We start from the raw sequence: 24,972 nt of genomic DNA on the forward strand, positions 1-24,972 counted from the left end.
TGAACTGTCTTAGTACAGTTTCTTCGGCAGTTGCTGGCTGCGGATGCGCTTGTAGTGACGCTTCACTGCTGCTGCCAGCTTGCGCTTGCGTTCTGCGGTCGGTTTTTCGTAGAACTCGCGTGCGCGCAGTTCCGTCAACAGACCGGTCTTTTCGATGGTGCGTTTGAAGCGACGCATGGCGACTTCGAACGGCTCGTTTTCTTTAAGGCGGATAGTGGTCATGTAAAAATCAAACCGTTGGATTTAGGGAAGAACGAAATTCTAGCATCGTTTGCAGTTCGGTGGAAGCTTTAATCACGAAGTGGTGTTTTCAAACGTCAACTATTTGCCACCGCCAGACCGGCCGCCACGCCCGATGCCCAGGCCCACTGAAAGTTGTAACCACCGAGCCAACCGGTCACGTCGACCGTCTCGCCGATGAAGTACAGGCCGGGCACATTGTTGGCCATCATCGTCTGCTGCGACAGGCCCTTGGTATCGACGCCGCCCAGCGTGACCTCGGCCTTGCGGTAGCCTTCCGAGCCGGTCGGGACGATGGCCCAGCGGTTGATTGCGTCGCCCAGCGCGCGCAATTTTGCATCGGCCATGTCGGCCAGGCGCGCAGTAGCGTCAAAGCCATTGGCCGCGAGCAAGCCTTCGGCCAGGCGCGCGGGCAGCCACTGTATCAACACATTGCCCAGCTGCTTTTTCTCGGTTTTCTTCAGGCCGATCAGCGTGTCGGCCACGTCCATTTCAGGCAACAGGTTCAGCACGATCGGCGTGCCCGGCTGCCAGTAGCTGGAAATCTGCAGGATCGCCGGACCCGACAGGCCGCGATGCGTGAACAACAAGTCTTCACGGAAGTGGCCACCCCGTGCGCCCTTGCCTTTGCTGCTGCCCGTGCTGACCTCGACCTCAAGCGCGATGCCCGCCAGCGGCACGAACGGTTCCCAGCTCGGACCGTCAAACGTCAGCGGCACCAGACCCGGGCGGGTCTCGATCAGTTTCAGGTCGAATTGCGTGGCGATGCGATAACCGAGATCGGTCGCGCCGATCTTCGGGATCGACAGGCCGCCCGTGGCGACCACGACACTTTCCACCAGCAATTCGCCGGCGTCAGTGTCGATGGCAAAGCCATCATCGTTCTTGCGCACACCGGCCACCTTGCACGGCATGCGCCACTCGACGCCGCCCAGGTCGCACTCGGCGCGCAGCATCGCGATGATCTGCTCGGCCGAATCGGTGCAGAACAATTGGCCGCGGTGCTTTTCGTGGTGCGCAATCCGGTATTTCTTGACCAGTGCCAGGAAGTCCTGCGCCGTGTAGCGTGACAGCGCGCTGCGGCAGAAATGGGGATTGTTCGACAGGTAATGCTGCGGCCCGGCATTGACGTTGGTGAAGTTACAACGTCCGCCGCCCGAGATGCGGATCTTTTCGGCCAGCTTGGCCGCGTGGTCGACCAGCACCACGCGCTTGCCGCCCTGCGCCGCCACGGCCGCGCACATCATCCCGGCCGCGCCCGCGCCGATTACCGCCACATCGAATTGATTTGCCATGCCTGCCACCACCTTTGCTCAACCCGCCATTGTAAGGCAGTGGCGGATTGGCGAACAGCGGCGCGGTAAGCCTTTACTCGGCCACTGGCAGGCTGCGGGCGCGGATCTTGCGCGAGACTTCGACGCAGTACGCCACCTGCGTGGCAATCGATGGCGGCACCGGCACCTCGCCACGCAGCGCAGCGCCGATCCAGGCGGCGGTGGTGGCCGCATCGCGGCCGTCGGGCACGATGGCCAGGTCGTCGGTAGGCGCGTCGCGCTCGACCAGCAGGGCGCGCTGGCCGGCGTGGAACCAGTCGATGCGCTGGGCGCGGTGCGGGTGGGCGACGGTTTCGCCCTCGGTGCCGCGCATCAGGAATGCGTCGCCCCGGGTTTCGCTGTCGACGCCTTCGAAGTACTCGCCCAGCGTTACCAGGTATTCAGGGTGCGTGTACGAGACCAGGCGCAGCGCCGGACCGTCGAAGGGTTGCAGGATCTTGACGATGGTGTGGGTCGAATTACGCACGCCCAGCACGCGGCGCAATTCGAGCATGCGCGCCAGTTCCGGGGCCAGATGCTCGATCGGCATGAAGGCCACGCGGCCATGGACGAATTCGTTGTGGACTTCGGCGCCGGTGGTCGCGTCGGTCACGCCCAGCTCGTGCAGGATTTCCGCGGTGGTGACGCGCCCCGGATCGTTGCTCACGCCATGCACCAGCACCGGCACGCCTTCGCGCGCCAGCAACAGCGCCAGCAGTGGCGTCAGGTTGGCCAGCTTGCGCGAACCGTTGTAGGTGGGAATCGATACCGGCGCGAATTCGCCGCGCGGCGCGGGCAGCGGCGTGAACGCGGCGCTCGCTGCATCCATGAAGCCGGCCAGCTCATCCACCGACTCGCCCTTGATACGCATGGCAAGCAAAATGGCGCCCAGTTCGAGGTCGGACACGCGGCCCTCGAGGATGGCCGCGTACAGCCGGTGCGCGTCGTCGCGCGTCATGCTGCGTGCCCCTTTTACGCCGCGGCCGATTTCCTTGATGAAGGGGGCAGCGACAAAGCGTTCGATATCGGTAGTCATGACAAAAGGATACACGGGAACGTCGCGCTGCGGCAGCACGCACGGGTGCAGAGCACAGCGAGACGCCGCCCGACGCCGCCATTTGGGGCTGCGCATGTGCACATACAGCAATTTCCGCTTACACTGATCCATCCCCCAAAAGAAATATAGATCGCATCATGACCAGTACGCCACAAATCGAAAATACCAACGTCAGCTCGTTCGCCCGCATGCCAACGCCGGTCGAGCTGCATACCTCCCTGCCGCTGAACGACCGCGCCTATGCCACCGTGATGCAGGGCCGCGAAACGCTGCGCAATATCCTCGACCGCAAGGACAAGCGCCTGTTCGTCGTGGTGGGCCCGTGCTCGATCCATGATCCCGAAGCCGGCCTCGACTATGCGCGTCGCCTCAAGGCGTTGCAGGACGAGGTGAGCGAGACGATGGTGCTGGTGATGCGCGTGTACTTTGAAAAGCCACGCACGACCACCGGCTGGAAGGGCTATATCAATGACCCGTTCATGGACGATTCGTTCCGTGTCGAGGTTGGCATGGAGCGTGCGCGTCAGTTCCTGCTGGACGTCTGCGAAATCGGCTTGCCGACCGCGACCGAAGCGCTCGACCCGATCTCGCCGCAATACCTGGGCGACCTGATCGCCTGGACCGCCATCGGCGCGCGCACCACCGAGTCGCAGACGCACCGCGAAATGTCGTCGGGCCTGTCCACGCCCGTGGGCTTCAAAAACGGCACCGATGGCGACGTGAGCATTGCGATCAATGCGGTGCTGTCGTCGTCGAACCCGCATGCGTTCCTAGGCATCAATGGCCAGGGTTCCGTATCCATCGTGCGCACCAGCGGCAACGCCTATGGCCACGTCGTGCTGCGCGGCGGCGGCGGCCGGCCGAACTACGATTCGGTCTCGGTAGCCATTGCCGAACAGGCGCTGACCAAGGCCAAGCTGCCGGCCAACCTGGTCGTCGACTGCTCGCACGCCAACAGCTACAAGAAGCCGGAACTGCAGCCGCTCGTCATGTCCGATGTCATCCAGCAAATCCGTCATGGCAACAAGTCGCTGGTCGGCGTGATGATCGAGTCGAACATCGTCAGCGGCAGCCAGTCGATTCCGAGCGACCTGTCGCAGCTGACGTATGGCTGCTCGGTGACCGATGGCTGCATCGGCTGGGAAGAAACCGAAACCATGCTGCGTGAAGCGCACAAGGAATTGCTGCAGCGTCCGTAATAAACCGCGCAACATCCGCAGGGTGGGCGGCGGCGCCCTCCGCCCTGCGGTAGAATGCCCGGTTCCGCTCAATCCACCTGGCTTTCCACATGATCGTTCTCGGCGTCGAATCCTCCTGCGATGAAACCGGCTTTGCTCTGTATGACACCGAGCGCGGCCTGCTGTCCCACGCCCTGCATTCGCAGGTTGCGATGCACGAAGAATATGGTGGCGTGGTGCCCGAACTGGCGTCGCGCGACCATATCCGGCGCGCCATTCCGCTGCTGGACGAGGTGCTCAAGCGCGCCAATCTGCCGGCCTCGAACATCGACGCCGTCGCTTACACGCAAGGCCCTGGCCTGGCCGGTGCGCTGCTGGTCGGCTCGTCGGTGGCATGCAGCCTGGCGCTCGCGCTCGACAAGCCAGTGCTGGGTGTGCATCACCTCGAAGGGCACCTGCTCTCGCCGCTGCTTGCATCGGAACGCCCGGACTTCCCGTTCATTGCGCTCCTCGTCTCGGGCGGTCACACGCAGTTGATGCGCGTCGATGGCGTGGGCAGCTACACGCTGCTGGGCGAAACGCTGGACGATGCCGCCGGCGAAGCGTTCGACAAGTCGGCCAAGCTGCTGGGCCTGGGGTATCCGGGCGGCCCGGCGATCTCGCAACTGGCCGAGCGTGGCGATCCGGCGGCCTACAAACTGCCGCGGCCAATGTTGCACAGCAAGGATTTCAACTTCAGCTTTTCGGGCCTGAAAACGGCGGTGCTCACGGTCGTCAAGAACCACGACGTCAAGGTGATTGCGGATATCCCCGAACAGGACAAGGCCAATATCGCGCGCGGCTTTGTCGATGCGATTGTCGACGTGCTCACCGCCAAGTGCGTGAGCGCCATGAAGCACACGGGTTTGAGCCGCCTGGTGATCGCGGGCGGCGTTGGCGCCAACAAGCAACTGCGCGCGTCGCTCAATGCGGCCGCGGCCAAGCGCAAGTTCAAGGTCTATTATCCGGAGCTGGAATTTTGCACCGACAATGGCGCGATGATCGCGTTTGCCGGTGCGATGCGTCTTGAGCGCAACCCTGCGCTGGCGCAGCGCGATTACGCGTTCAATGTGCGTCCGCGCTGGCCGCTGGACGAGCTCGAAGCGGCCTGAATACAGTTCCATAACCAGCTTTAAGCCACGAGAAACAGCCTGCCGCCAACATTGAACTTGCCTGTCTGACACCGATCCTACGGTGTGACCGTTGCCATTAAAACGGTGGCAATATCCGTCGATCAAGTTTTACGGAGGTGAGCAATGCGCGTAGTCAGCTGGAATATTCATTGGGGTTGTGGCAAGGACGGTCGGATCCGCATTCACGCGATGATCGACGTGCTGCGCCGCTTGAACCCCGATGTGATTTGCCTGCAAGAGGTGGCTGCCAATCACCCCGAGCTCGAAGGCAGCGCCAGCGCCAACCAGTTCAAGCAACTCGCCGGCGCCTTCGGCGGCTACCATGCGATGGAGCATGCGCCGAGCGAGATTTACCAGAACAATGTCCCGCGCCTGTTTGGTAACCTGATCCTGTCCAAGTACCGCATCTCGCAAGTGCACCGGCACCTGCTGCCGTGGCCGGCCGACCCCGACCATGCGGCCGGCATGCCGCGCGGCCTGCTCGAAACCGTTGTCGAAGCACCTGGCGGCAAGCTGCGCCTGCTCACGACGCACCTCGAATATTATTCGCCCGTCCAGCGCATGGCGCAGGTCAACCGCATCCGCGAACTGCATGCCGAGGCCAGTGCCCGCGCCCTGCTGTTCCAGCCCGATCCGAACCTGGACGCGCCGTACCAGCTTGGCTTTCGGCCCGGCTCGGCAATCCTGTGTGGTGATTTCAATTTCGCGCCCGATGCACCGGATTACGCGGCGCTGCTGGCCCCGCCGGAAGGCAGCGCCATGGCGCTGGTCGATGCCTGGCGCGTGGTGCACGGCGACATGGCGCGCGCGCCAACCACCGGGCTGCACGGGTATCCGTGGCCCGAGCGGCCTGAATGCTACGATTATTTCTTCGTGACCGACGATCTGGTGCCGCGCCTGACCGCCGTTGACGTGCAGTCCGAGACAGCGGCGTCGGACCACCAGCCGGTGGTCCTCGATCTGACTTAAACGACGGCGTCGGCCGGCGTTTCCAGGCCTGGAATCTCGCGCAGCGCGCGCTCGAATACTTCAGGCAACTGGCCGCCGGAAATCAGGTGCTTCTGGTTGATGATCACAGCCGGTACCGACTTGATGCCGGCATTCAGGAAGAACTGCTCGCGCTCGCGCACCTCGTCCTTGTACTCGTCCGACGCCAGGATACGCGCCGCCGTCTCGCGCTCCAGGCCCACACTCTCGACGGCGCGCAGCAGCACGGCGTGGTTACTCGGGTCTTCACAGCGGGTGAAATACGCTTCGAGCAGCGCGACCTTGAGCTGGCGCTGCTTGCCTTCTTCTTCAGCCCACGACAGCAGGCGGTGCGCGTCGAAGGTGTTGTAGATGCGGCCGCGCCGCTCCATGTCGAACGTGAAGCCCACGGCGGCGCCGCGCTCGCGGATCATTTCGCGGCTGGATGCCTGCTGCTCGAGGCTGGCGCCATATTTTTCAGTGACGTGCTCGACGATGTCCTGGCCTTCCGGCGGCATGTTCGGATTCAGTTCGAACGGCTGGAAGTGCAGGTCGACGCGCACGTCGTCGCCTAGTGTCAACAGTGCCTGTTCGAGCGATTTGAGACCGACTGCGCACCATGGGCACGAGACGTCCGACACGAAATCAATCCTGAGTTGCTTGGTCACGGCGTACCACCTTTCTGTCCGGCGCGGCACGAATGTGCCGCTATTGCCGACCATGGTAACGCCTCGGCAAAAAAGCCGCGCACGCTGCCCTGCTTTGCCTTATTTTGCCTTTTTGGCCGCGCCCGACTTGCTGCCGAGCTTGGATTCCTTGCCCGCGATCAGGTTGCCGATATTGCCGCTGTGACGCCACACGAGGAGTGCGCTCATGACGATCACGGCCAGCAGAATGGCATCGACGCCGAACAGCAGGCCGTAGTACAAGGGCGCGAAGACCGCAGCCACCAGCGCAGCCAGCGACGAGTAGCGAAACGCATAGGCAATGATGACCCAGGTAGCCAGCGTCGCCAGGCCCAGCCATGGATTGATGCCGAGCAGCACGCCCAGCGCGGTGGCCACGCCCTTGCCGCCGACAAAGCGGAAGAACACGGGCCACAGGTGGCCGATGAACACGGCGATGGCGACCAGCGCGATGCCGGTATCGTCCAGCCCGTAGTCGTAGCCATAGCGCACCGCCAGCCAGACGGCCAGCCAGCCCTTGGCCGCGTCGCCGATCAGCGTGGCAATCGCGGCTTTCTTGCTGCCGCTGCGCAGCACATTGGTGGCGCCGGGGTTTTTCGAACCATACGTGCGCGGGTCGGACAGGCCGAACGCGCGGCTCATCACGACCGCGAAGGAAATCGAACCGAGCAAATACGCGGCAATGGTGGCAATCAGGGTGTTCATCGTGTCTCTTTCGTGGGCGCCGGTATCGGAGTCATTTTTCTACCGGAAATTGGTGCGTGAATATACACCATCGGCTGCGTGCGGCGAAGCTACTCGGCGATGGCGCAATTCACCGGCTGGGCCTGCAGCACATCGACCAGCACGCGCGGATCGATGCCTACCAGATAGCCGCGGCGCCCACCGTTGATGTAGATCTTGTCGAGCTGCAGGATGCTTTCCTCGACATACACCGGCATCACCTTGCGGATGCCGAACGGCGATGTTCCACCAACCAGATACCCTGAATGGCGCTGGGCCACATCCGGCTTGCATGGTTCGACCGACTTGCAAGGGATGGCGCGGGCCAGATTCTTGGTCGACACCTTGCAATCGCCGTGCATCAGTACGATCAATGGCCTGGCTGCTTCATCCTGCATGACCAGGGTCTTGATCACGTCATGTTCCGGCACGCCCAGCGCGCCAGAGGAGACCGATGTACCGCCGTGCTCCTGGTACGCATACGGATGCTCGGAAAACACCACGCCATGCTTGCGCAGGAATTGGGTGGCGGGAGTCTCGGAGACGTGCTCTTTCTTGGCCATGCGTGTTACGCTAAAGACGAACAATAGGGGTTTCTATTATGCAGGAAGAACTTCGGTTTGCCACCTTCAACACTTTCAATCTGGCACCGCCCGGTGCACGCTTGTACGACAATCTGGCACCCACCACGGCCGACGAATACGAAGCCAAGCTGGACTGGACGGCGCACCAGCTCGACCTGATCAATGCCGACGTGATCGGCTTCCAGGAAATTTTCTCGCAGAGCGTGCTGGCAGAAGTCCTGCAGCGCACGCGGCGCTACCGCGACGCGCACCATGTCGGCTTCGATCCCGACCCGGGCGCGGCGCGGCTGACGCCCAGCGTGGCCCTGGTCTCGCGCCTGCCGCTGGCCGAACCGGGCACCGAACTGGGCAAGTTTCCGGCCAATGTCACGATGCCACCGGGCAGCCGCGACCCCGATCGCTTCACGCGCGCGCCGCTGCATGCGGGCGTGATTGCACCGTCGGGCGTGGTGATCGACGTGATCGTCGTGCATTTAAAATCGCGCCGGCCCGATTACCGCTCGAGCGACAGCGGGGCCGACCCGCACCTGTACGCGCTGGCGTGCCTGCGCTCGCTGATCCGGCGCGGCACCGAAGCCACCGCGCTGCGCGTGCTGCTGACGGATATGGCGCACGCGCACCGCCGCCCGCGCATCGTGCTGGGCGACTTCAACGATGTGGCCGATGCGGTGACGACCGAAATCGTGCTCGGGGCGGGCACGCCGCTGGCCGAGCGCCTGTATGACGCGAGCCAGGTGCAGCGCCGGCTCGATCACCAGCGCCATGTGGGGTATTCGATCCTGCACGACACGCGCCATTCGACGATCGACCATATCCTGGTGTCGCCAGAATTCAATCCGGCGCTGCCCGAAGCGATCGGCGAGGTGATCGATGTGGTGTATCTGAACGATCACCTGAATCTGGCGTTGCCCGAGTCGTCAGACCACGGGCAGGTGCTGGCCAGGATCCGGCTGTTCGACTAGGGCCACCGCACTAGGGCCGCATATGCCGGGCCCGGCGTGGATTCAGGTTCGGCCGTGTACTGGCCGCGCTGGCATAGAACCCCTGATAATCGTCACACCCATGCCGGCGCAGGAATTCGAGCTGCTCGGCGGTTTCCACGCCCTCTCCCACCACCCGCAGCTGCAGGCTGCGCGCCACCGCAATGATGGCCGGCACCATGGCGGCATGCACCGGATCGTGCACCACGTCGCCCACGTAGCTGCGGTCGATTTTCAATTTGGTCAGCGGAAAGCGCCGCAATGCTTCCAGGCTCGACAGGCCGGTGCCGAAGCGGTCGATGCTCAGCCGCACCCCGCGGGCACGCAGCGCCAGCGCCGTGGCGCGAAACGCCGGCTCGCCCCGGCTCAACGCATCTTCTGCGATCTCGAGTTCGAGCGCATCCGGCGGCAGGCCGGCGCTCTCGAGTGCGGCGTCGATTGCCGGAAGCAAGCCGTCATGCGCCAGCTGGACATCGGACAGATTGACCGCCACCGTGGCGGTCGAACCGCCATGGCGCCATGCGCGGGCCCGCCGACACGCGGCGCGCAGCACCCATTCGCCGATCGGGACGATCAGCCCGGAATCTTCGGCCACCGGCAGGAATTCGTGCGGCAACAACAACCCCCGTTGTGGATGACGCCAGCGCAGCAACGCCTCAACCGACGTCACGCGCCCGGTCGCCACTTCGATTTCAGGCTGGTATTGCAGCATGAATTCGTTGCCGTCGAGCGCCTGGCGCAAGCGGTTTTCCAGCTCGACGCGCTCGATCACGTGGGCGTTCATGGCCGGGCTGAAAAACTGGAAGCTGCCGCGCCCGTTCTGCTTGGCGTGGTACATGGCGACATCGGCGTGGTGCAGCAGGGTATCGACTTCGGCGCCATCGTCCGGGCACAGCGCGATGCCGATCGAGGCCGATAGCGTCACTTCCTGGCCGCCGATGTCGATTGGCAGCGCCACGGCCTGGGTCACGGCGACGGCCACGCAGGCAGCCTGGTCGGCGCCCTTGATGTCGGCCAGCAGCACGACGAACTCGTCGCCGCCCAGCCGGCTGATGGTGTCGACCTGGCGTACGCAGGCACGCACGTGCAGCGCCACTTCGCGCAGCACGATGTCGCCGGCCTGGTGGCCGTGGGTATCGTTGATGGCCTTGAACTTGTCCAGGTCGAGGAACATGACGGCGCAGCGGCTGCCCTGGCGGCGCCAGGTGGCCAGTGCCTGGTGCAACCGGTCCAGCAACAGGATGCGGTTGGGCAGGCCCGTAAGGGCGTCATGCTCGGCCTGGTGGCGCACCTGCTCCTCAATGCGCTTGCGCTCGCTGATATCGGACAGCATCGCCATATAGCCCGAGACGTCGCCATGCGCATCGCGAATGGCCGTGAGCGCGACGCGTACCGGATAGCGCTCGCCATTGCTGCGCGCGCTGGCCAGTTCGCCTTCCCAGTGGTCGGCCCCCTCGAGCCCAGTCCAGATGCGCTGATAGAAGTCGTCGTCGACGCCCCAGCCGAGGCTGGCCAGCGGCTGGCCGATGATCTGCTCGGGGGCATGCCCGGTGATGGCGGTGAAGGCGCCATTGACGGCGCGCACGCGGTACCCGGTATCCATCATGATGATGGCATCGCGCGCATTCTGGAACACTTGCGCGGCCTGCTCGAGATTGGTCTCGGCCTCCTTGCGCGCCGTGATGTCGATTTCCATGCAGAACACTTCGTGCATCACGTCGTCGTGCTTGACGGGGTAGTGGCACGAGTAGACCCAGTGGCGCCGGCCCGTCATCGATTGCACCAGCCAGTCGCTTGCCTGTGGCGCCTGGCCGGTGCGCCAGATGGTGGCGATGACGTCCTCGAATTCGCTCTGGCGGTCGAGGTGGAACACCAGGTCGCGAAACGCGCGGCCGACGGCGTCGCCTGACGCGATGCCATGCAGCTCTTCGCTGGCGTGGTTCCAGAAGCGGATGATGCCGGCGCGGTCCATCGAGTGCACGGCAACGGCCGGCGCCAGCTCGAGGGCCGTGACGAAATGGTAGAGCCAGTCGAAGGCTTGTACGCCGCCCCCGGATGGGTCAGCCGCCGGACGACCCGGGGAATCTGGCAGTAGCTTGCTCACGGCAGCGCCTTTCGCTTGGGCGGTGACAGCAATCAGGAAGACAAGCCTGTCAGTGGCATGCTGCGAGACACGCTTTGTGTGCGAAGCGGCACATGGCGCGCTGGCAAAAAATCGGGGAGGTAAGAAGGCAATTGCACCCTGCCATCAACTTGGGCAGCCAGCTGACCGCTTGTCGCTTTCAGATGGCTCAGACCGCAATTGCCGCGGTTAGTTCAATGATGGGTTCAGGCCGGGCTGGCAGGCACGGCTGCCGGAGCAACGGCGTCGCTGTCGGTATTGTTGTCGCTGTCGGTACTGCTGTCGCTGTCGCTGTCGCTGTCTTGCACGATGGCGTTGCCATCGGCATCGACGTCATTCTTTGGTTCGAGCTTGCGCTTGGCCTTGTCGTCGGCCTTGCGCTTCTTGTCGAGTTCCCGTTGCCGTTTTTCGTATTGAAAATTATTCCGTGCCATAGTCACCTCGATATGATGGAGCGGTAGGGGTACCGTCCTGACCGGCCATTATGGACTACCGCGCCGATCCCGGCTTGCCTTAACGCTAACCGCGGGGATGGTGCTCGGTGTGCAGGCGCTTGAGGCGTTCGCGCGCCACGTGGGTATAGATCTGGGTGGTCGAGATATCGGCGTGACCCAGCAGCAGTTGCACCACGCGCAGGTCGGCGCCATGGTTGAGCAGGTGTGTGGCGAACGCGTGGCGCAGCGTGTGCGGCGACAGCGGTCCGGTGATGCCGGCCTTCTTTGCGTGCTTCTTGATCAGGATCCAGAACATCTGGCGCGTCATCGGGCCGCCCCGGCTGGTGACGAACAGGGCGTCGTCCATCTGGCCATTGAGGATGATGCCGCGCGCATCCTTCAGGTAGCGCTCGATCCAGCGCCGCGCCTCTTCGCCGAACGGCACCAGGCGCGTCTTGCTGCCCTTGCCCGTCACCCGCAGCACGCCATCGTTCAAGCTCACTTCGACCAGCTTCAGGGCCACCAGTTCCGACACCCGTAAACCGCTGGCATACATCAGCTCGAGCATCGTGCGTTCGCGCAGGCCCAGCGGCGTGGCCACGTCGGGCGCAGCGAGCAGCGCCTCGACCTGGCTTTCGTTCACCGTGTGCACGAAACGGGTCGGCTGGCGCGCCGAGGCCATCTTCAGGCACGGGTCGACGTCGATCCGGTTGCGGCGCAGCGCCAGGCCATAGAAACGCTTGAGCACCGACAGCCGGCGGTTAGCCGTGCTCGGGCGCGAGTCGGGATGGCGGTCGGCAAAATAGGCGGCCAGGTCGTCCGCGCCGACGGCCAGCAGGCCGCGCTCGGGCTGACGCGCGTGCAGCCAGGTGGCGAACAGGCGCATGTCGCGCCGGTAGGCGTCGAGCGAGTTCTTGGCCAGGCCCTGTTCCAGCCAGAGCGTGTCGCAGAACTCGTCGATCAGGGCCAGATCGACTGTTGTTGCCATGGGCTTGCGGTGGCGCCTTCGTGGCGCAGCAACCAGCGTTTGACGGACAAATGGAAGCCGTTTTCGTCATCCTGGTTGGCAAAGCCGCCCAGGCCGCCGGTGGCGGTGACGCGATGGCACGGGATCACGAGCGGGAACCGGTTGGCGCCGCAGGCCTGGCCGACGGCGCGCGGGGCCGAGCCAATCACGCGCGCCACGTGCCCGTAGGTGTGCACGGCGCCACGCGGGATCGCGTGGATGTGCTGCCAGACCTTGCGCTGGAATTCGGTGCCGGCTTCCAGCAGCGGCAGGTCAAACACGAAATCAGGATCCTGCAGATAACGCGCAACCTGCTGCGCGGCCCGGTCGGCAAGCACGCTGTCGGCGCTTTTTTCGGCAAACGATGGCGGCAGGTAGACCAGCTCGCATACCTTGTCGTCGGCCGTGCGAATGCCCAGCGCGCCAAAGGGCGCCGGTACGATGGCGTTGAACAACAGGGAGGCGCGATCTGGCTTCATGGCGACGGTTGGCAGTGCGCGGCAACGGGACCATCCCGCTGACAGGCACTCCGGCATCTTACCCGCCGCAGCGCGTGTGCGGCCAGTCGTTTGGCATCAGGAAATAAAAAACAGGCAAAAAAAAAGCGCACCATCTGGTGCGCTCCAATTCGGGTCACGTTCCCGGTCGTTTGGCAGTGCCAACGACTTCTGTAAAACGTGGTGTCTCCTCGAATATTCTCCGGTACGAGTACCGTTCTTATAGCAATGCTCCCCCAAAACCTGTACTGCTTGTTGCTGGCCCTGCACCGCACCACTTCAGTGCGTATGAGCGCCATGATAACGCAAATGCTTATAGAAAATGTATCTTTTAGGTCACAAAAACAGAAAATTGTTTTACTTATAAACAAAATGCCTTGGTGACCAGGAACTGGCGCTTACCGTGCAACTTCGCGCAGGATAGCATGCACGGTCTCCTTGCCGATCCTGTTTTCCATCTGGCCGTACACCGGCTGCAATGCGCGACGCCATTCGGCCTGCTGGGCCGGATTGAGCGTATGGATCACGGTCGTGCCGGCCCGCCGGATTTTTTCCATCGATTCGTCGTTGGCGCGCTGGGCGATCTGCTTTTCGTACACGGTCGCTTCGCGCATCGCCCGCGCCAGAATTGTGCGGGTCGCTGCCGGCAAGCCATCCCAGAATTTCTTGTTGACGATCACGGCGTAACCCAGGTAACCGTGGTTCGACACGGTCAGGTGTTTCTGCGTTTCGTGCATGCGCTGCGTGTACATGTTCGACGGCGTGTTTTCCGTGCCTTCGACCACGCCATCGCGCAGCGCCGGGGCGGCTTCGGAAAACGCCAGCACCATCGGCTGCGCACCCAGCGCACGCATCTGCGCGTCGAGCACCATGGAGGCCTGGATACGCATGCGCACGCCGTCGAAATCCTTCAGCGCGACCAGCGGCTGGTTGGCCGACATGATCTTGAAACCGTTGTCCCAGAACGCCAGGCCGGTGATGCCCTTCGGTTCGAGCTTGCGCAGCAGCTCGCGCCCGATGCGCCCTTCCGTCACCTTGTACAGCGCCGCCTTGTCCGGAAAAATATAGGGCAAGTCGAACGCTTCGAATTCGCGCACGCCCAGCGGCGAAAACTTGGCCAGCGACGGCGCCAGCATCTGCACGGCGCCCAGTTGCAGCGCCTCGAGCTCTTCGCGGTCCTTGTACAACTGGCTGTTTGGATAGACTTCCACCCTGACCTGGCCGCGCGTCATTTGCTCGGCCAGCGCCTTGAACCGCTCGGCGGCGCGGCCCTTGGGCGTATCCGGCGCCACCACGTGACTGAACTTGATCACGATCGGCCCTTGCGCCCAGGCATTCATGCTGGCGGCTGCGGCCAACGCGGCACACAGCGCGCGCACGGCCAGGAGATTGAGTTGCATGACGGTTCGATTCTTCCTGATGAAACGTTACACTGGCGGATGCCGCATTGCCCGCCATCGCGGCGATGCCGCGATGCGCCCGACAGTGTAACCAAAACAGGACCTTGCATGAAATTTCCATTCATCCAGCCCGGGGCGACAGACGATCTGGACGCCGAGCCCGAGCCGCGCGCGCGCTCGCGCGGCTGGCGCTTCCTGCGCTGGATGGTGCCGATCCTGCTGGTCCTGCTGTTTTTGGCCGTGCTGATCTGGCTGCCATGGCAGGCGCGCCAGATGGAAAGCAACGATCGGCAAGAGCAATTGATTGCCGATACGCTGTGGGTCGAGCAGACGCTGCGCTTCGAACTGGCGCGCAGCGAGGAAGCACTGGCTGCGCTCGGCGCCGACCTCGTCGTCGCGCCGCTGCCGCCGGCCAAGCTGACAGCGCGCTTCCGCCAGATGTTCACCAATGGCCCCGAACTGGTGCGCGTGGTCTGGAGCGATGCCGACGGCGTTCAGCAAGCCATTTACGGCAGCGACCTGCCTGCCGCCGGCCTGCCCGCGGCCACCGTACTGGCCGGCGAAATGGCGCGCTCGATCCGGCGCGGCCGCTACAGCGTGCCGTATGGCGCCACGGCCTCCACCCACGGCGTGATCGATTACTACCTGCCACTGTTTCGCGGCGGTCAGTTCGCCGGCAGTCTGGTGGCGACCTACAGCCTGCAGGTGCTGCTGGATGAAACGGTGCCGTGGTGGTTCGCGCAGGACAATGCGCTGACGCTGCTCGACCGCAACGAGCTACCAGTGGCGCGCCGCGCATCGGGCGGCCCGGGCCGCAACGTCTACACCCACCAGCGCGAGCTCGACCTGCCCGGCGCCCAACTGGTGCTGTCGACCAATAGCGTCAAGCGCGCGCCGCAATTGCTGCCCAATCTGCTGGTCGGCTCGGTGATCGTGCTGGCGCTTGGCTTGTTGATGAGTCTGGCGGCGCTGTGGCGCCACATCTCGCGCACACTGGCGGCCGAAGCTGCGCTACGCCAGCAGATGGCGTTTCGCACGGCGATGGAAAACTCGCTGATCACGGGCTTGCGCGCGCGCGACCTCGAAGGCCGCGTCACGTACGTCAACCGCGCCTTTTGCCAGATCGTCGGCCTGTCGCAGGAAGAATTGATTGGCAAGAAGCCGCCGATGGCGTACTGGGCGCCGGAAGCGATGGCCGAATACGAAGACCGCTTCCAGGGCATCCTGTCGGGCAAGGTCACGCCGCAGTTCGAGACCGTGTTCCAGCGGCCCGACGAAGTGCGCGTGCCGGTGCTGGTGTTCGAGTCGCCGCTGGTCGATGTCGACGGGCGCCATACCGGCTGGATGAGCTCGGTGCTCGACATCACCGACCGCAAGCGCGTCGAAGAACTCAACCGCCAGCAGGAAGAAAAGCTGCAGGCCAGCGCGCGCCTGGCCACGATGGGCGAGCTGTCGTCGATGCTGGCGCACGAACTGAACCAGCCGCTGGCCGCCATCTCGAGCTATACCGTTGGCGCGCTGAACATGCTTGACCGCGCCGCCGGCGCCGGCCAGGAAGTCAAGCCGGGCATGCTGCGCCACGCACTGGAACAGGCGCGCCAGCAAGCTCAGCGCGCCGGCCACATCATCCGCAGCGTGCACGAGTTCGTCAAGAAACGGGAACCGCTGCGCCAGGAACTGACGATCCGCAGCGTCATTGCCAGCGTGCACGCGCTGATCGAATTGCAGGCACGCCAGGCCGGCGTCGTGCTGCGCGTGCACTTGCCGCCGGGCTTGCCATCAGTGCTGGCCGACCGCGTGCTGCTCGAGCAGGTGCTGCTGAACCTCACGCGCAACGGCATCCAGGCCATGCAGGACACCGTGCCGGACCAGCGCGTGCTGCGCATCGAGGCAGCGCACATCGACGACCAGGTGGCTGTCTCGGTGATCGACCGCGGCCACGGCATTTCGGCCGAAGTGGCCGAGCGGCTGTATTCGCCGTTCTATTCGACCAAGGCCGAGGGCATGGGCATGGGGCTGTCGATTTGCCGCACGGCGATCGAGTTCCATGGCGGCACGCTGAGCCACGCGCCGTACCCGCCCGGGGGCACCGTGTTCACATTTTCGCTGCCGGCGCAGGCGGCAAGCCGGGCGGTCGGCTAGAATCGCGTGCGGCGCCCTGCCCGACTATTACGGAGACCCCCATGCTGCACATCGTCGACGACGAAGAAGTCATACGCGATTCGCTCGCCTGGCTGGCGCAATCGCGCGGCCTCAACGCGCGCAGCTATCCCGGCGGCCAGGAATTTCTCGACGTCATCAAGGACCTCGACGTCAGCGGCGACTGCGTCCTGCTCGACGTGCGCATGCCGGGCATGAACGGCATTGCCGTGTTTGACCAGTTGATCGGCCGCGGCCTGCTGCCGCGCCTGCCGGTGATTTTTCTGACCGGCCACGGCGAGGTGCCAATGGCGGTCGACTCCCTCAAGCGCGGCGCTTTCGATTTCTTCGAGAAACCGTTCAACGACAATGTCTTGATGGACCGCGTGGAAGAAGCGCTGGCCGCCTCGCGCAAGGCGGCCACCTCCGCTGCAGTGCAGGCGCGGCTGGCGACGCTGTCCACGCGTGAACGCGAGGTGCTCGACCTGATCCTGGCCGGCATGATGAACAAGGTCGTGGCCGACAAGCTCGGCATCAGCATGCGCACGGTCGAGGTGCACCGGGCCCATATCTTCGACAAGATGCAGGTCAAGACGGCGGTTGAATTGGCCGGCCTGCTCAAGTAACTACCGGCGGCGCGCTCGCGCTGTCTTCACACTGTCTTCATTTCCTGCGCGTCGAGGGTCTGAAGGGTGCGCAACAGCCTTGTAAAATAAGGCGCAGTCAGCATTATCTGTTGATGAAGCTGATAGCAATGCGGAGCAATTGTTCCGGCGAAATGATCCGCTGACCATCCAGCGCCCAGCTCCAGCCCAGGTAATTGGGCAGGTAGCGCGACGCCACGCCATGAAAGCCCTGTAACCAGGCCTTGAAGCGATGGTGGTAAGCGTTCACGTTCTGCACATGGATGGCAAGGCTGCCCAGACGCCTCACACGCACACTTGCGCGCACATTGACCGTCTCGTGCGCGATCCTGTGCTTGCGTGCAAAAGCGCGGTACGCGGCATGGCTGTCACTGACCAGCAACGCCTGCCTGTTGAGCCTGGGCAGCAAGTCACGAGCGAGTTGCGCAGCGGTGAGTGCGCCGCGACCCGTGACGGCGTCGACCGTGCGTCCCTCGCGGTCGCGCGCGACCAGGATGCAGTCGAGTTCGCTGGAAATGCCCCGTTTGACCGCATGGCCGCCACGGTGGCGCGGTGGCCGATCGAGCGTGCGCGAACCCTTTTGTGATTCAAGCAGGAATGTTTCGTCAGCCTCGACGATGCCGTTGAGGACTGCGGGCCGGTCGAGCTTGACCCAATGCAGGAAGCGGTGGCGCCAGCGAAAGGCGGTGTTGCGGTGTACGCCGACCCGATCTGCGGCCTTGCGGACGGGGAGTGAATCGAGCATCACCTGCGAATACGCGAGCCATTTGGCCTTGAGCCTGAGCCGTGCCAGCGGCGTTCCGGTCAGGTCGTTGAAGGTGCGGCCGCAGGCACAGCAGCGGTAGCGCTGCAAATCATTCGCGAACCCGTGCCGGTAGCAGCGTTCGTTGCCGCATCTGGGGCAGCAGCGGCTTGGCGCTCTGACCTCGCTGATGAGCGCGACTACCTGATCGAGCCCGGCTGCAGGATACAGGGCATCAAGCAATTGCCGGCGCTGGGGTTGGTTCAGCGAAGGCAGTTTTGCAAACCAGCCCTTGAAACGTGGCGCTTTCATGATCGACTCCTGACGCTGAGGACAGGGGTTGGACCACTGGACTGATCATCAGTTCAAAGCGAGTCTCTATTTAACGTTGACTGCGCCTAAAATAATGTCTGAACGCGCCGCGGCCAGGGCGCCGCGATGCACAGGCTTTTTCAGGAAACGCGCATGAACGAAAAGACAGTTGCAGACAAGATGTTTCTACGCACAGCGACATCGATGCTCGTGCTCAATGGCCAAGCCAATCCAACCGTGACGGCGCAGCTGCCGGCCGACATCGTCAAACAAGGGAACGGGCCGTTCGACGTCATCCTGATGTTTTGCCTGGGTCAGAACGACCTCGCGCATTACCTGCCGCTCGCCAAACAACAGTTAGGTGACACCGGCTCGCTCTGGATCGCGTACCTGAAGCAGACGGCCTCGAAGGCAACCGACATCAACCGTGATTCGATCAATGCCTATGCCAAGGAGCATGGCATCACCGGCGTGGCCATGATTTCGATGGATGGTGACTGGTCGGCGCTGCGCCTGAAACGCATTGCAGTCTAGTTGGCCGAATCGGGCCCGGCGCCGTGGCGCACCAGCGCCCACGCCACATGCTCGCGTACCAGCTCGGATGGATGCTCGGCCCGCGCTTGCAGCGCCGCGACGATGGCCGCATCGCCAGGCAACTGCTGCGCCGCATTGCCCAGCCCCACAGCCAGATTGCGCAACCAGCGCTCGTGTCCGATGCGCCGGATCGGACTGCCTTCCATGCGCCGGTTGAATTCGGCTTCTTCCCAGGCGAACAGGCCGATCAGGTCGCCCTCGCCCAGGCCGTTGCGCTCGTCGAAATCGGGCACCTGTGCCCGCTGCGCGAACTTGTTCCATGGGCATGCGACCTGGCAATCGTCGCAGCCGTAGATGCGGTTGCCGATCAGCGGGCGCAACTCTTCGGGGATGCTGCTTTTGAGCTCGATCGTCAGGTACGAGATGCAGCGCCGCGCGTCGAGCTTGCCCGGGCCCAGGATCGCGCCGGTCGGGCACATGTCGATGCAGGCCGTGCAGCCGCCGCAATGTTTGCCGGTGGGCGGGTCGACCGGCAGCGGCAGGTCGATCAGGATCTCGCCGATGAAGAAGGTCGAACCGGCCGCGCGCGACAGCAGCAGCGTGTGCTTGCCGCGCCAGCCCAGGCCGGCTTTTTCGGCCAGCGGCAATTCCATCACGGGCGCCGAGTCGGTGAACACGCGAAACCCGAATGGCCCGATGTTCTCCTGAATTTTCTCGGCCAGCGCCTGCAGGCGGTTGCGCAGCACCTTGTGGTAGTCGCGGCCCCGCGCATATACCGACACGACGGCCGCGTTCGGGTCGGCCTGGCGCAGGCGTTCGCCGGCGCGCCAGTCGCCCTGGCGTTCGGTCGGCAGATAGTCCATCCGCACCACGATCGCGCGCACGGTCCCGGGCACGAGTTCGGCCGGCCGCGCACGCTTCATGCCGTGGGTTGCCATATAATCCATCTCGCCGTGGTAGCCCGCATCCAGCCAGGCTTGCAGGCCTGCTTCGAGGTGCCCCAGATCGACATCGGCAATACGCACGTCGGCAAAGCCCAGCCCCACGCCCCATCCCTTGATGGCGCGCGCTAGCTGGGGCAGATCGACGGATGAGGTTGGGGAATCGGACATACCAGGGTGGGAACACCACAAGAAAAGAACGCAGCAAAATTCAGTAAAACCACGCTATTTTATGCCATGCAGCCCATCAAAGCGCACCAGCACCACTATTTGCCGGACGAGTCGGCCACCAATGCACTGGGCGGCGCGCTAGCCCGCGCGCTGGCGCCGGGCCTCGTCATCTACCTGCACGGCGACCTGGGCGCCGGCAAGACTGCCCTCACCCGCGCCCTGCTGCGCGCGCTGGGTCATACGGGCACGGTCAAGAGCCCGACCTACACGTTGTCGGAGCCGTACAACGTGATGCTTGACGACAATCCGCTGAGCGTGATCCACTACGATCTGTATCGCATGTCGAGTCCGGAAGAATTCCTGGACGCCGGCTTTCGCGAAGATTTTGACGGCCACAACGTCTGCATCGTCGAATGGCCCGAAAAAGGCGAGCCCGTGTTACCGCCGCCGGACATCCGTTTACTGCTGAGCGTCAGCGGAAACGGCCGTGCTGTAGAATTGCAAGCGTTGTCTGAATTAGGCCTGCTATGCCTCGATCGTCTCGCTTTCCTCCCGCCGCCCCAGTAACCACTGCGTCCGCACGCCGCCGCGTCATGCTCAAGGCCGGCGGCACGCTGCTGCTGTCCGTCGTCGCGCCGTTGCCCGCCAGCGCCAACCAGATCCTGGCGGTGCGTGTCTGGCCCGCGCCTGAATACACCCGCGTCACGCTCGAAAACGATACCAACCTCAAGACCGAGCACTTCCTGATTCCCGATCCGCCGCGTCTGGTCGTGGACATCGACGGCCTGGGCTTGAACCCCACGCTCAAGAGCCTGGTCGCCAAGATCGAATCGAACGACCCGTACATCAAGCAGGTGCGCGTGGGCCAGAACCGGCCGAACGTCGTGCGCCTGGTGTTCGACCTCAAGGCCGAGGTCAAGCCGCAGGTGTTTACGCTCGCGCCCGTGGCCGGCTACCAGCACCGCCTGATCTTCGACCTGTATCCGGTCACGCCGGTCGACCCGATCGCGGCGATGATCGAAAGCGGCGAATGGAGCACCGGCCCGACCAAGACCGTGGCAGCCGGCACGCCGGCGCTGGGCGATCCGGTGTCCGGCCCGCCGGGCGCCACGATGCCGGCCACCGTGCTGCCGCCGTCCGGGGCCATCGGCCCGGGCACGGCCGCAGCAGCAGGCGCCATCGTCGCCGCCACGCCGCCGGTACAGATCCCGACGCCGCCGCCAGTGGCGCCGCGTACGCAGCCGAACGCCGCGCCCGATGCCATTGCCCGGCTCGAATCCGAAATCTCGGGCCTGCGCGGTACACCGCCGGCCCAGGCAGTGCAGCCCACGCCCGGCAGGGCCAGCGCGCGCCAGCCCCAGAAAGTGGCGCGCATGGTCACCATCGCGCTCGACCCGGGCCACGGCGGCGAAGACCCGGGCGCGATCGGCGCCAACGGCAGCCGCGAAAAAGACATCGTGCTCGAAGTGGCCAAGCGCCTCAAGACCAAGCTCGAACAATTGCCCAACACGCGCGTGATGCTCACCCGCGACGGCGACTTCTTCGTACCCCTGAACACCCGCGTGCAGAAGGCGCGCAAGGTGCAGGCCGACCTGTTCGTGTCGATCCACGCCGACGCCTGGGTCTCGCCCACGGCGAGCGGCTCATCGGTGTTCGTGCTGTCCGAAAAAGGCGCCAGTTCCAGCGCCGCGCGCTGGCTGGCCAGTGACCAGAACCGGGCCGACCTCGTGGGCGGCGTGAACCTGGCTGGCGGCAGCGCCGACAAGCAGCTTGCCAGCGTGCTGTTCGACCTGTCGACGACGGCGCAGATCAACGACAGTCTCAAGCTCGGCAAGGCCGTGCTGCGGGAAATCGGCGGCATCAACCGGCTGCACAAGGCGTCGGTCGAGCAGGCCGGCTTTGCCGTGCTCAAGGCGCCGGACATTCCGTCGATTCTTGTGGAGACCGCGTTCATCTCGAATCCACAAGAAGAAGCGCGCCTGAACGACAACGGCTACCAGGATCAACTGGCCAACGCCATCACGAACGGCATCCGCCGTTATTTCGCCGACAACCCGCCGATGGCCAAGAGCCGCCAGACCTGACATGGACCACATTACTTTCGGGCAGCTGCCCGCGATCCGCATAACGGCGCCCGACGGCGCCACCGCCGTCGTCACGCTGTACGGCGCGCACCTGGTCTCGTGGCATGGCGCCGACGGCGGTGAGCGCGTGTTCCTGAGCGCCCGCTCGGCGCTCGACGGCAGCCGCGCGATCCGTGGCGGCGTGCCGGTCATCTTTCCGCAGTTCGCCGAGCGCGGCGACGGCATGCGCCATGGCTTTGCGCGCGTGTGCACCTGGCGCCTGGAAGACAGCGGCGTCGAGGATGGCGCGGCGTGGGCCGTGTTTGGTTTGAACGAGGCCGATCTGCCGCCAGCCATGGCGGGCGCGTGGCCGCACCGGTTCGCGCTGCAACTACGCGTGGCCGTGCGCGCCAACGAACTGATCATGGCGTTGAATGTGCGTAATACAGGCGACGCAGCGTTTCCGTTTGCGGCGGCGCTGCACAGCTACCACCTCGTGCCGCACCTGGCCGACGTACGCATCGAAGGACTCGAGGCGGGCACGCTGTCGATCGCCGACAAGCTCGACGTGGTGTACGAACAGGTCGACGACACCATCTTCCTGGGTACCTGGGCGCGCGTGCTGACCCTCGAGCAGGAAGGCTTTTCCGATGCGGTCGTGTGGAATCCGGGCGCAGCCGACACGGCGGCGTTGCCGGACATGGAAGATGAAGAGTATCAGCGCTTCGTCTGCATCGAACCGGCGCAGCTGACGCCGGTGCAGCTCGAACCCGGCGCGGCCTGGGAAGGCCGCTACCGGGTCAGCTGAGCGCCATTACATAGCGCAGTTACATTGATTCCTTGATCATCCGTCCATTGCTCGGCTGCACAGGCCGCGCATTGTACGGATAGAGGCGCGAGAACAGCGCCATCTGCTGCGGCGAGGCCGTCATCGGCTGCTTCATCACGATCCACAGCACGTTCTCGGTACAGGGCGGCTCGCTCAGCGAGCCCATGTACGTGAAGTAGTCGCGCCGCGCCGGCAGGATCTCGTTCACGTTCAGCACGATCGATGGCGTCACGGTGGTCAGCTTTTCCAGCGGCAGGTTGTTCCACACGGTCTGGATCATCGGATTGGCGTCGCCACGCTCGAGCGGTACCGCCAGCACGGCGATCTTGTTGTCGTAACTCTTGTGCACCAGGTGCACCACCATCTCGGTGCCGCGGCCATTCACGCGTTCTTCCCCCGGCCGGTGGAAGTGAAACTGCTGCAGCTCATACGTGGTGCCGCCCACGGTCAGGAAGTTCCCGCCCGCGACATTGACTTGCACCGTGTGGCCATTGTCGATCTCGTTGAACGAGCTCGGCTGATAGTCGAACGTGATCTGCTCGAGGTTGACCTTGATGCCATCGCGCAGGTCGATCGGCGACTGGCGATTGCCCGCGTTGCAGGCTGCCCATGCCGTATTAATCTTCGACCAGTTCTCGGGCCCGAACTCGCCGTCATAACTCCAGTGCGTACCGTTCTTCGGTTTGGCCGTTTCGACGGCCACGGCCGCCACCATCGCGGCTTCCTTCTTGCGGCGCGCGTCGGCCGCCTTGCGGGCGCGCGCGGCTTCTTCGGCGCGCAGCGCCTGTTTGGCGCGCAGCTCGGCGAGCTTTTCGGCAATGCGCACCGACAGGTCGACCTCGGTATCCTCTTCGGATTTCGCGGGCGTAGCGGCGGCGGCAGCAACAGGCGCAGCAGGGGCAGCAGCAGCGGGCTTGAGGTTCGGCCGGATCGACGCGATCGCAGGCTTGGCCGGCTCGGCCACGGGCTTGGCAGTCTTCGGTGTCGGTTCGTTCGCCTGTGCCAGGGCGATGACCAGGCCCAGCGTACATAGTGCGATCAGGTTACGCATGTGATTTTCGGATAGTTTGATTCTCTCCATCCTTTATCGGACCGGGGGCGAGTAACTTGAGTGCGCTGCGGCAACATCGGCCATTTAATGTCCAGATCGGCTGGTTTGCTGGCCTGCGCGACAACACCTCATACCATCCTTGCATCACCAGCCCTGCGCGCTTTCCCCTCGATTACAATTGCCCGATACTTATAAGGCGGCGCCGCCGCGACAGGGAGAGCAGATGCAGGCAGTGTCATCAAAAAAGAACACGATCCACGCAACCGTCGGCGCAGCGCTGTGCGCGCTGCTGAGCATCGCCAGCGCGCACGCCGCAGCGGCCAAGGCCAGGCAGGAATTGCCGCCCCGGCTGACAGTGGCCGAGTGGCGCGCGCTCGACCCCGAGAACACGATGTACATCGAGCTGCCAACGGGGCGCGTCGTCATCGAGCTGGCGCCGCGCTTCGCGCCGAACACGGTGGCCAATATCCGCGCGCTGGTACGCGAGCGCTACTTCGACGGCTTGTGGGTGATGCGCGCGCAGGATGGCTTTGTCGTGCAATGGGGCGACCCGGATGAAGAAAAGCCGCGCCCGTTCAAGGCCGCCAAGACCGTCGCCGCTGAATTCACCGTGCCGTATACGAAGAACGACAGCTTCACGCGCCTGAAGGAACGCGACGTCTACGCGCCGCAGGTCGGCCACGTCGATGGCTTTCCCGTCGCGCGCAATCCGGCGACCAGGCAAACCTGGCTGCCGCACTGCTACGCGATGATCGGCGTGGCGCGCGACAACGACGCCGATACCGGCAATGGCTCGCAGCTCTACACGGTGATCGGCCACGCGCCGCGCCACCTGGACCGCAACATCACGGTCGTGGGCCGCATCGTGGCCGGCATGCCGCTGCTCACCGTCATGCCGCGCGGGACCGGCGCGTCGGGCTTCTACGAGAAGGCCGAACAGCGCACGCCGATCGCCAGCGTGCGCATGGCGGCCGACGTGCCGCCTGCCGAGCGCAGCAAGCTCGAAGTCATGCGCTCGGACAGCGCCGCGTTCCAGGCCGTGATCGACGCCCAGCGCAACCGCGGCGGGCCGTGGAGCAAGGTCGCCGCCGGCGCGATCGACCTGTGCAACGTGCCGATTCCGGTGCGCGAGCAGCCTTGATATCACAGGGGCGGCGCAATTTGCAGCCGGGGACGATCCGGGTCTTT

General features: G+C 64.3%; 25 protein-coding genes. 11 read left to right on the forward strand and 14 right to left on the reverse strand.

Translation table 11 applies throughout. The features are described from left to right. Positions 1 to 9: 9 nt before the first annotated feature. From rpsU to ybiB, 3 genes are all read right to left on the reverse strand, one after another. Positions 10 to 222 carry a 30S ribosomal protein S21 gene (gene rpsU / locus NX775_RS08435; protein WP_005665410.1) on the reverse strand — a complete coding sequence of 71 codons (213 nt, stop codon included), beginning with the start codon at positions 220 to 222 and terminating at the stop codon, positions 10 to 12. Positions 223 to 317: 95 nt separating this feature from the next. Continuing rightward, on the reverse strand, positions 318 to 1,535 hold the full coding sequence (locus tag NX775_RS08440; RefSeq protein ID WP_258835592.1) for a BaiN/RdsA family NAD(P)/FAD-dependent oxidoreductase: 1,218 nt from the start codon (positions 1,533 to 1,535) through the stop codon (positions 318 to 320). A gap of 73 nt (positions 1,536 to 1,608) precedes the next feature. After that, entirely contained in the window at positions 1,609 to 2,589 is a 981-nt protein-coding gene (gene ybiB, locus NX775_RS08445; protein WP_258835593.1) for a DNA-binding protein YbiB, read from the reverse strand. Positions 2,590 to 2,747: 158 nt separating this feature from the next. Here ybiB and NX775_RS08450 point away from each other — a divergent pair, with 158 nt between their 5' ends. The 3 genes from NX775_RS08450 to NX775_RS08460 all read left to right on the forward strand — a co-directional run bounded on the left by NX775_RS08450 (position 2,748) and on the right by NX775_RS08460 (position 5,929). Then, entirely contained in the window at positions 2,748 to 3,809 is a 1,062-nt protein-coding gene (locus tag NX775_RS08450) for a 3-deoxy-7-phosphoheptulonate synthase (RefSeq protein ID WP_258835594.1), read from the forward strand. Positions 3,810 to 3,898: 89 nt separating this feature from the next. Further along, positions 3,899 to 4,939, forward strand: a complete 1,041-nt coding sequence (tsaD, locus tag NX775_RS08455) for a tRNA (adenosine(37)-N6)-threonylcarbamoyltransferase complex transferase subunit TsaD (RefSeq protein ID WP_258835595.1) — start codon at positions 3,899 to 3,901, stop codon at positions 4,937 to 4,939. Between the two features lie 144 nt (positions 4,940 to 5,083). Next, complete coding sequence (locus NX775_RS08460; protein WP_258835596.1) at positions 5,084 to 5,929, forward strand: endonuclease/exonuclease/phosphatase family protein; 846 nt, start codon at positions 5,084 to 5,086, stop codon at positions 5,927 to 5,929. On the opposite strand, the gene NX775_RS08465 is transcribed toward NX775_RS08460, so the two are convergent. The 3 genes from NX775_RS08465 to NX775_RS08475 all read right to left on the reverse strand — a co-directional run bounded on the left by NX775_RS08465 (position 5,926) and on the right by NX775_RS08475 (position 7,898). Further along, entirely contained in the window at positions 5,926 to 6,594 is a 669-nt protein-coding gene (locus NX775_RS08465) for a DsbA family oxidoreductase (protein ID WP_258835597.1), read from the reverse strand. The genes NX775_RS08460 and NX775_RS08465 overlap by 4 nt on opposite strands. A 99-nt stretch (positions 6,595 to 6,693) precedes the next feature. Then, a complete protein-coding gene (plsY, locus tag NX775_RS08470) occupies positions 6,694 to 7,317 on the reverse strand; it encodes a glycerol-3-phosphate 1-O-acyltransferase PlsY (protein WP_258835598.1) in 624 nt (207 codons plus the stop codon). Positions 7,318 to 7,406: 89 nt separating this feature from the next. Continuing rightward, positions 7,407 to 7,898, reverse strand: a complete 492-nt coding sequence (locus NX775_RS08475) for an aminoacyl-tRNA deacylase (protein WP_258835599.1) — start codon at positions 7,896 to 7,898, stop codon at positions 7,407 to 7,409. 38 nt (positions 7,899 to 7,936) lie between these two features. Between NX775_RS08475 and NX775_RS08480 the strand changes: the two genes are divergently transcribed. Next, a complete protein-coding gene (locus tag NX775_RS08480; RefSeq protein WP_258835600.1) occupies positions 7,937 to 8,881 on the forward strand; it encodes an endonuclease/exonuclease/phosphatase family protein in 945 nt (314 codons plus the stop codon). A 10-nt stretch (positions 8,882 to 8,891) separates the two neighbouring features. Here NX775_RS08480 and NX775_RS08485 read toward each other — a convergent pair whose 3' ends face one another. The 5 genes from NX775_RS08485 to NX775_RS08505 all read right to left on the reverse strand — a co-directional run bounded on the left by NX775_RS08485 (position 8,892) and on the right by NX775_RS08505 (position 14,343). Beyond that, positions 8,892 to 11,003 carry a putative bifunctional diguanylate cyclase/phosphodiesterase gene (locus NX775_RS08485; RefSeq protein WP_258835601.1) on the reverse strand — a complete coding sequence of 704 codons (2,112 nt, stop codon included), beginning with the start codon at positions 11,001 to 11,003 and terminating at the stop codon, positions 8,892 to 8,894. 224 nt (positions 11,004 to 11,227) lie between these two features. Beyond that, positions 11,228 to 11,455 carry a hypothetical protein gene (locus tag NX775_RS08490; protein ID WP_258835602.1) on the reverse strand — a complete coding sequence of 76 codons (228 nt, stop codon included), beginning with the start codon at positions 11,453 to 11,455 and terminating at the stop codon, positions 11,228 to 11,230. An 85-nt stretch (positions 11,456 to 11,540) separates the two neighbouring features. Beyond that, complete coding sequence (gene xerD / locus NX775_RS08495; protein ID WP_258835603.1) at positions 11,541 to 12,443, reverse strand: site-specific tyrosine recombinase XerD; 903 nt, start codon at positions 12,441 to 12,443, stop codon at positions 11,541 to 11,543. Next, positions 12,416 to 12,940, reverse strand: coding sequence for a methylated-DNA--[protein]-cysteine S-methyltransferase (locus tag NX775_RS08500; RefSeq protein ID WP_258835604.1), 525 nt, complete (start codon positions 12,938 to 12,940; stop codon positions 12,416 to 12,418). Before NX775_RS08500 ends, xerD begins: the two co-directional genes overlap by 28 nt. A gap of 416 nt (positions 12,941 to 13,356) precedes the next feature. Further along, complete coding sequence (locus tag NX775_RS08505; RefSeq protein WP_370660573.1) at positions 13,357 to 14,343, reverse strand: TRAP transporter substrate-binding protein; 987 nt, start codon at positions 14,341 to 14,343, stop codon at positions 13,357 to 13,359. A 123-nt stretch (positions 14,344 to 14,466) separates the two neighbouring features. Between NX775_RS08505 and NX775_RS08510 the strand changes: the two genes are divergently transcribed. Together NX775_RS08510 and NX775_RS08515 are read left to right on the forward strand one after the other, a co-directional pair. Continuing rightward, entirely contained in the window at positions 14,467 to 16,500 is a 2,034-nt protein-coding gene (locus tag NX775_RS08510) for a two-component system sensor histidine kinase NtrB (protein ID WP_370660564.1), read from the forward strand. 41 nt (positions 16,501 to 16,541) lie between these two features. Beyond that, entirely contained in the window at positions 16,542 to 17,123 is a 582-nt protein-coding gene (locus NX775_RS08515) for a response regulator transcription factor (RefSeq protein ID WP_183556360.1), read from the forward strand. 103 nt (positions 17,124 to 17,226) lie between these two features. Here the strand turns inward: NX775_RS08515 and NX775_RS08520 are convergent, their stop codons facing one another. Further along, positions 17,227 to 18,195: an IS1595 family transposase gene (locus NX775_RS08520; protein ID WP_258835606.1), complete on the reverse strand. Its 969-nt coding sequence runs from the start codon at positions 18,193 to 18,195 to the stop codon at positions 17,227 to 17,229. 153 nt (positions 18,196 to 18,348) lie between these two features. Here NX775_RS08520 and NX775_RS08525 point away from each other — a divergent pair, with 153 nt between their 5' ends. Then, positions 18,349 to 18,729 carry a DUF3052 family protein gene (locus NX775_RS08525; protein WP_258835607.1) on the forward strand — a complete coding sequence of 127 codons (381 nt, stop codon included), beginning with the start codon at positions 18,349 to 18,351 and terminating at the stop codon, positions 18,727 to 18,729. On the opposite strand, the gene queG is transcribed toward NX775_RS08525, so the two are convergent. Next, entirely contained in the window at positions 18,726 to 19,841 is a 1,116-nt protein-coding gene (queG, locus tag NX775_RS08530; protein WP_258835608.1) for a tRNA epoxyqueuosine(34) reductase QueG, read from the reverse strand. The two genes, NX775_RS08525 and queG, sit on opposite strands and share 4 nt — an antisense overlap. A 66-nt stretch (positions 19,842 to 19,907) precedes the next feature. Between queG and tsaE the strand changes: the two genes are divergently transcribed. From tsaE to NX775_RS08545, 3 genes are read left to right on the forward strand one after another with little or no spacing between them, the layout of a single operon-like run. Further along, entirely contained in the window at positions 19,908 to 20,408 is a 501-nt protein-coding gene (gene tsaE, locus NX775_RS08535) for a tRNA (adenosine(37)-N6)-threonylcarbamoyltransferase complex ATPase subunit type 1 TsaE (protein WP_258835609.1), read from the forward strand. Then, complete coding sequence (locus NX775_RS08540) at positions 20,369 to 21,925, forward strand: N-acetylmuramoyl-L-alanine amidase (protein ID WP_370660565.1); 1,557 nt, start codon at positions 20,369 to 20,371, stop codon at positions 21,923 to 21,925. The genes tsaE and NX775_RS08540 overlap by 40 nt, the downstream gene beginning before the upstream one ends. Before the next feature lies 1 nt (position 21,926). After that, the gene (locus NX775_RS08545) at positions 21,927 to 22,712 is read left to right on the forward strand and encodes a D-hexose-6-phosphate mutarotase (protein ID WP_258835611.1); all 786 of its coding nucleotides are present in this window, start codon (positions 21,927 to 21,929) and stop codon (positions 22,710 to 22,712) included. Positions 22,713 to 22,731: 19 nt separating this feature from the next. Here the strand turns inward: NX775_RS08545 and NX775_RS08550 are convergent, their stop codons facing one another. Continuing rightward, a complete protein-coding gene (locus NX775_RS08550) occupies positions 22,732 to 23,784 on the reverse strand; it encodes a carbonic anhydrase (protein ID WP_258835612.1) in 1,053 nt (350 codons plus the stop codon). A 223-nt stretch (positions 23,785 to 24,007) separates the two neighbouring features. Between NX775_RS08550 and NX775_RS08555 the strand changes: the two genes are divergently transcribed. After that, a complete protein-coding gene (locus NX775_RS08555) occupies positions 24,008 to 24,925 on the forward strand; it encodes a peptidylprolyl isomerase (protein ID WP_258835989.1) in 918 nt (305 codons plus the stop codon). The last annotated feature ends 47 nt before the right edge of the window (positions 24,926 to 24,972 follow it).

This window comes from Massilia aurea, from assembly GCF_024753205.1.
GTDB classification, from domain to species: Bacteria; Pseudomonadota; Gammaproteobacteria; order Burkholderiales; family Burkholderiaceae_D; genus Telluria; species Telluria aurea.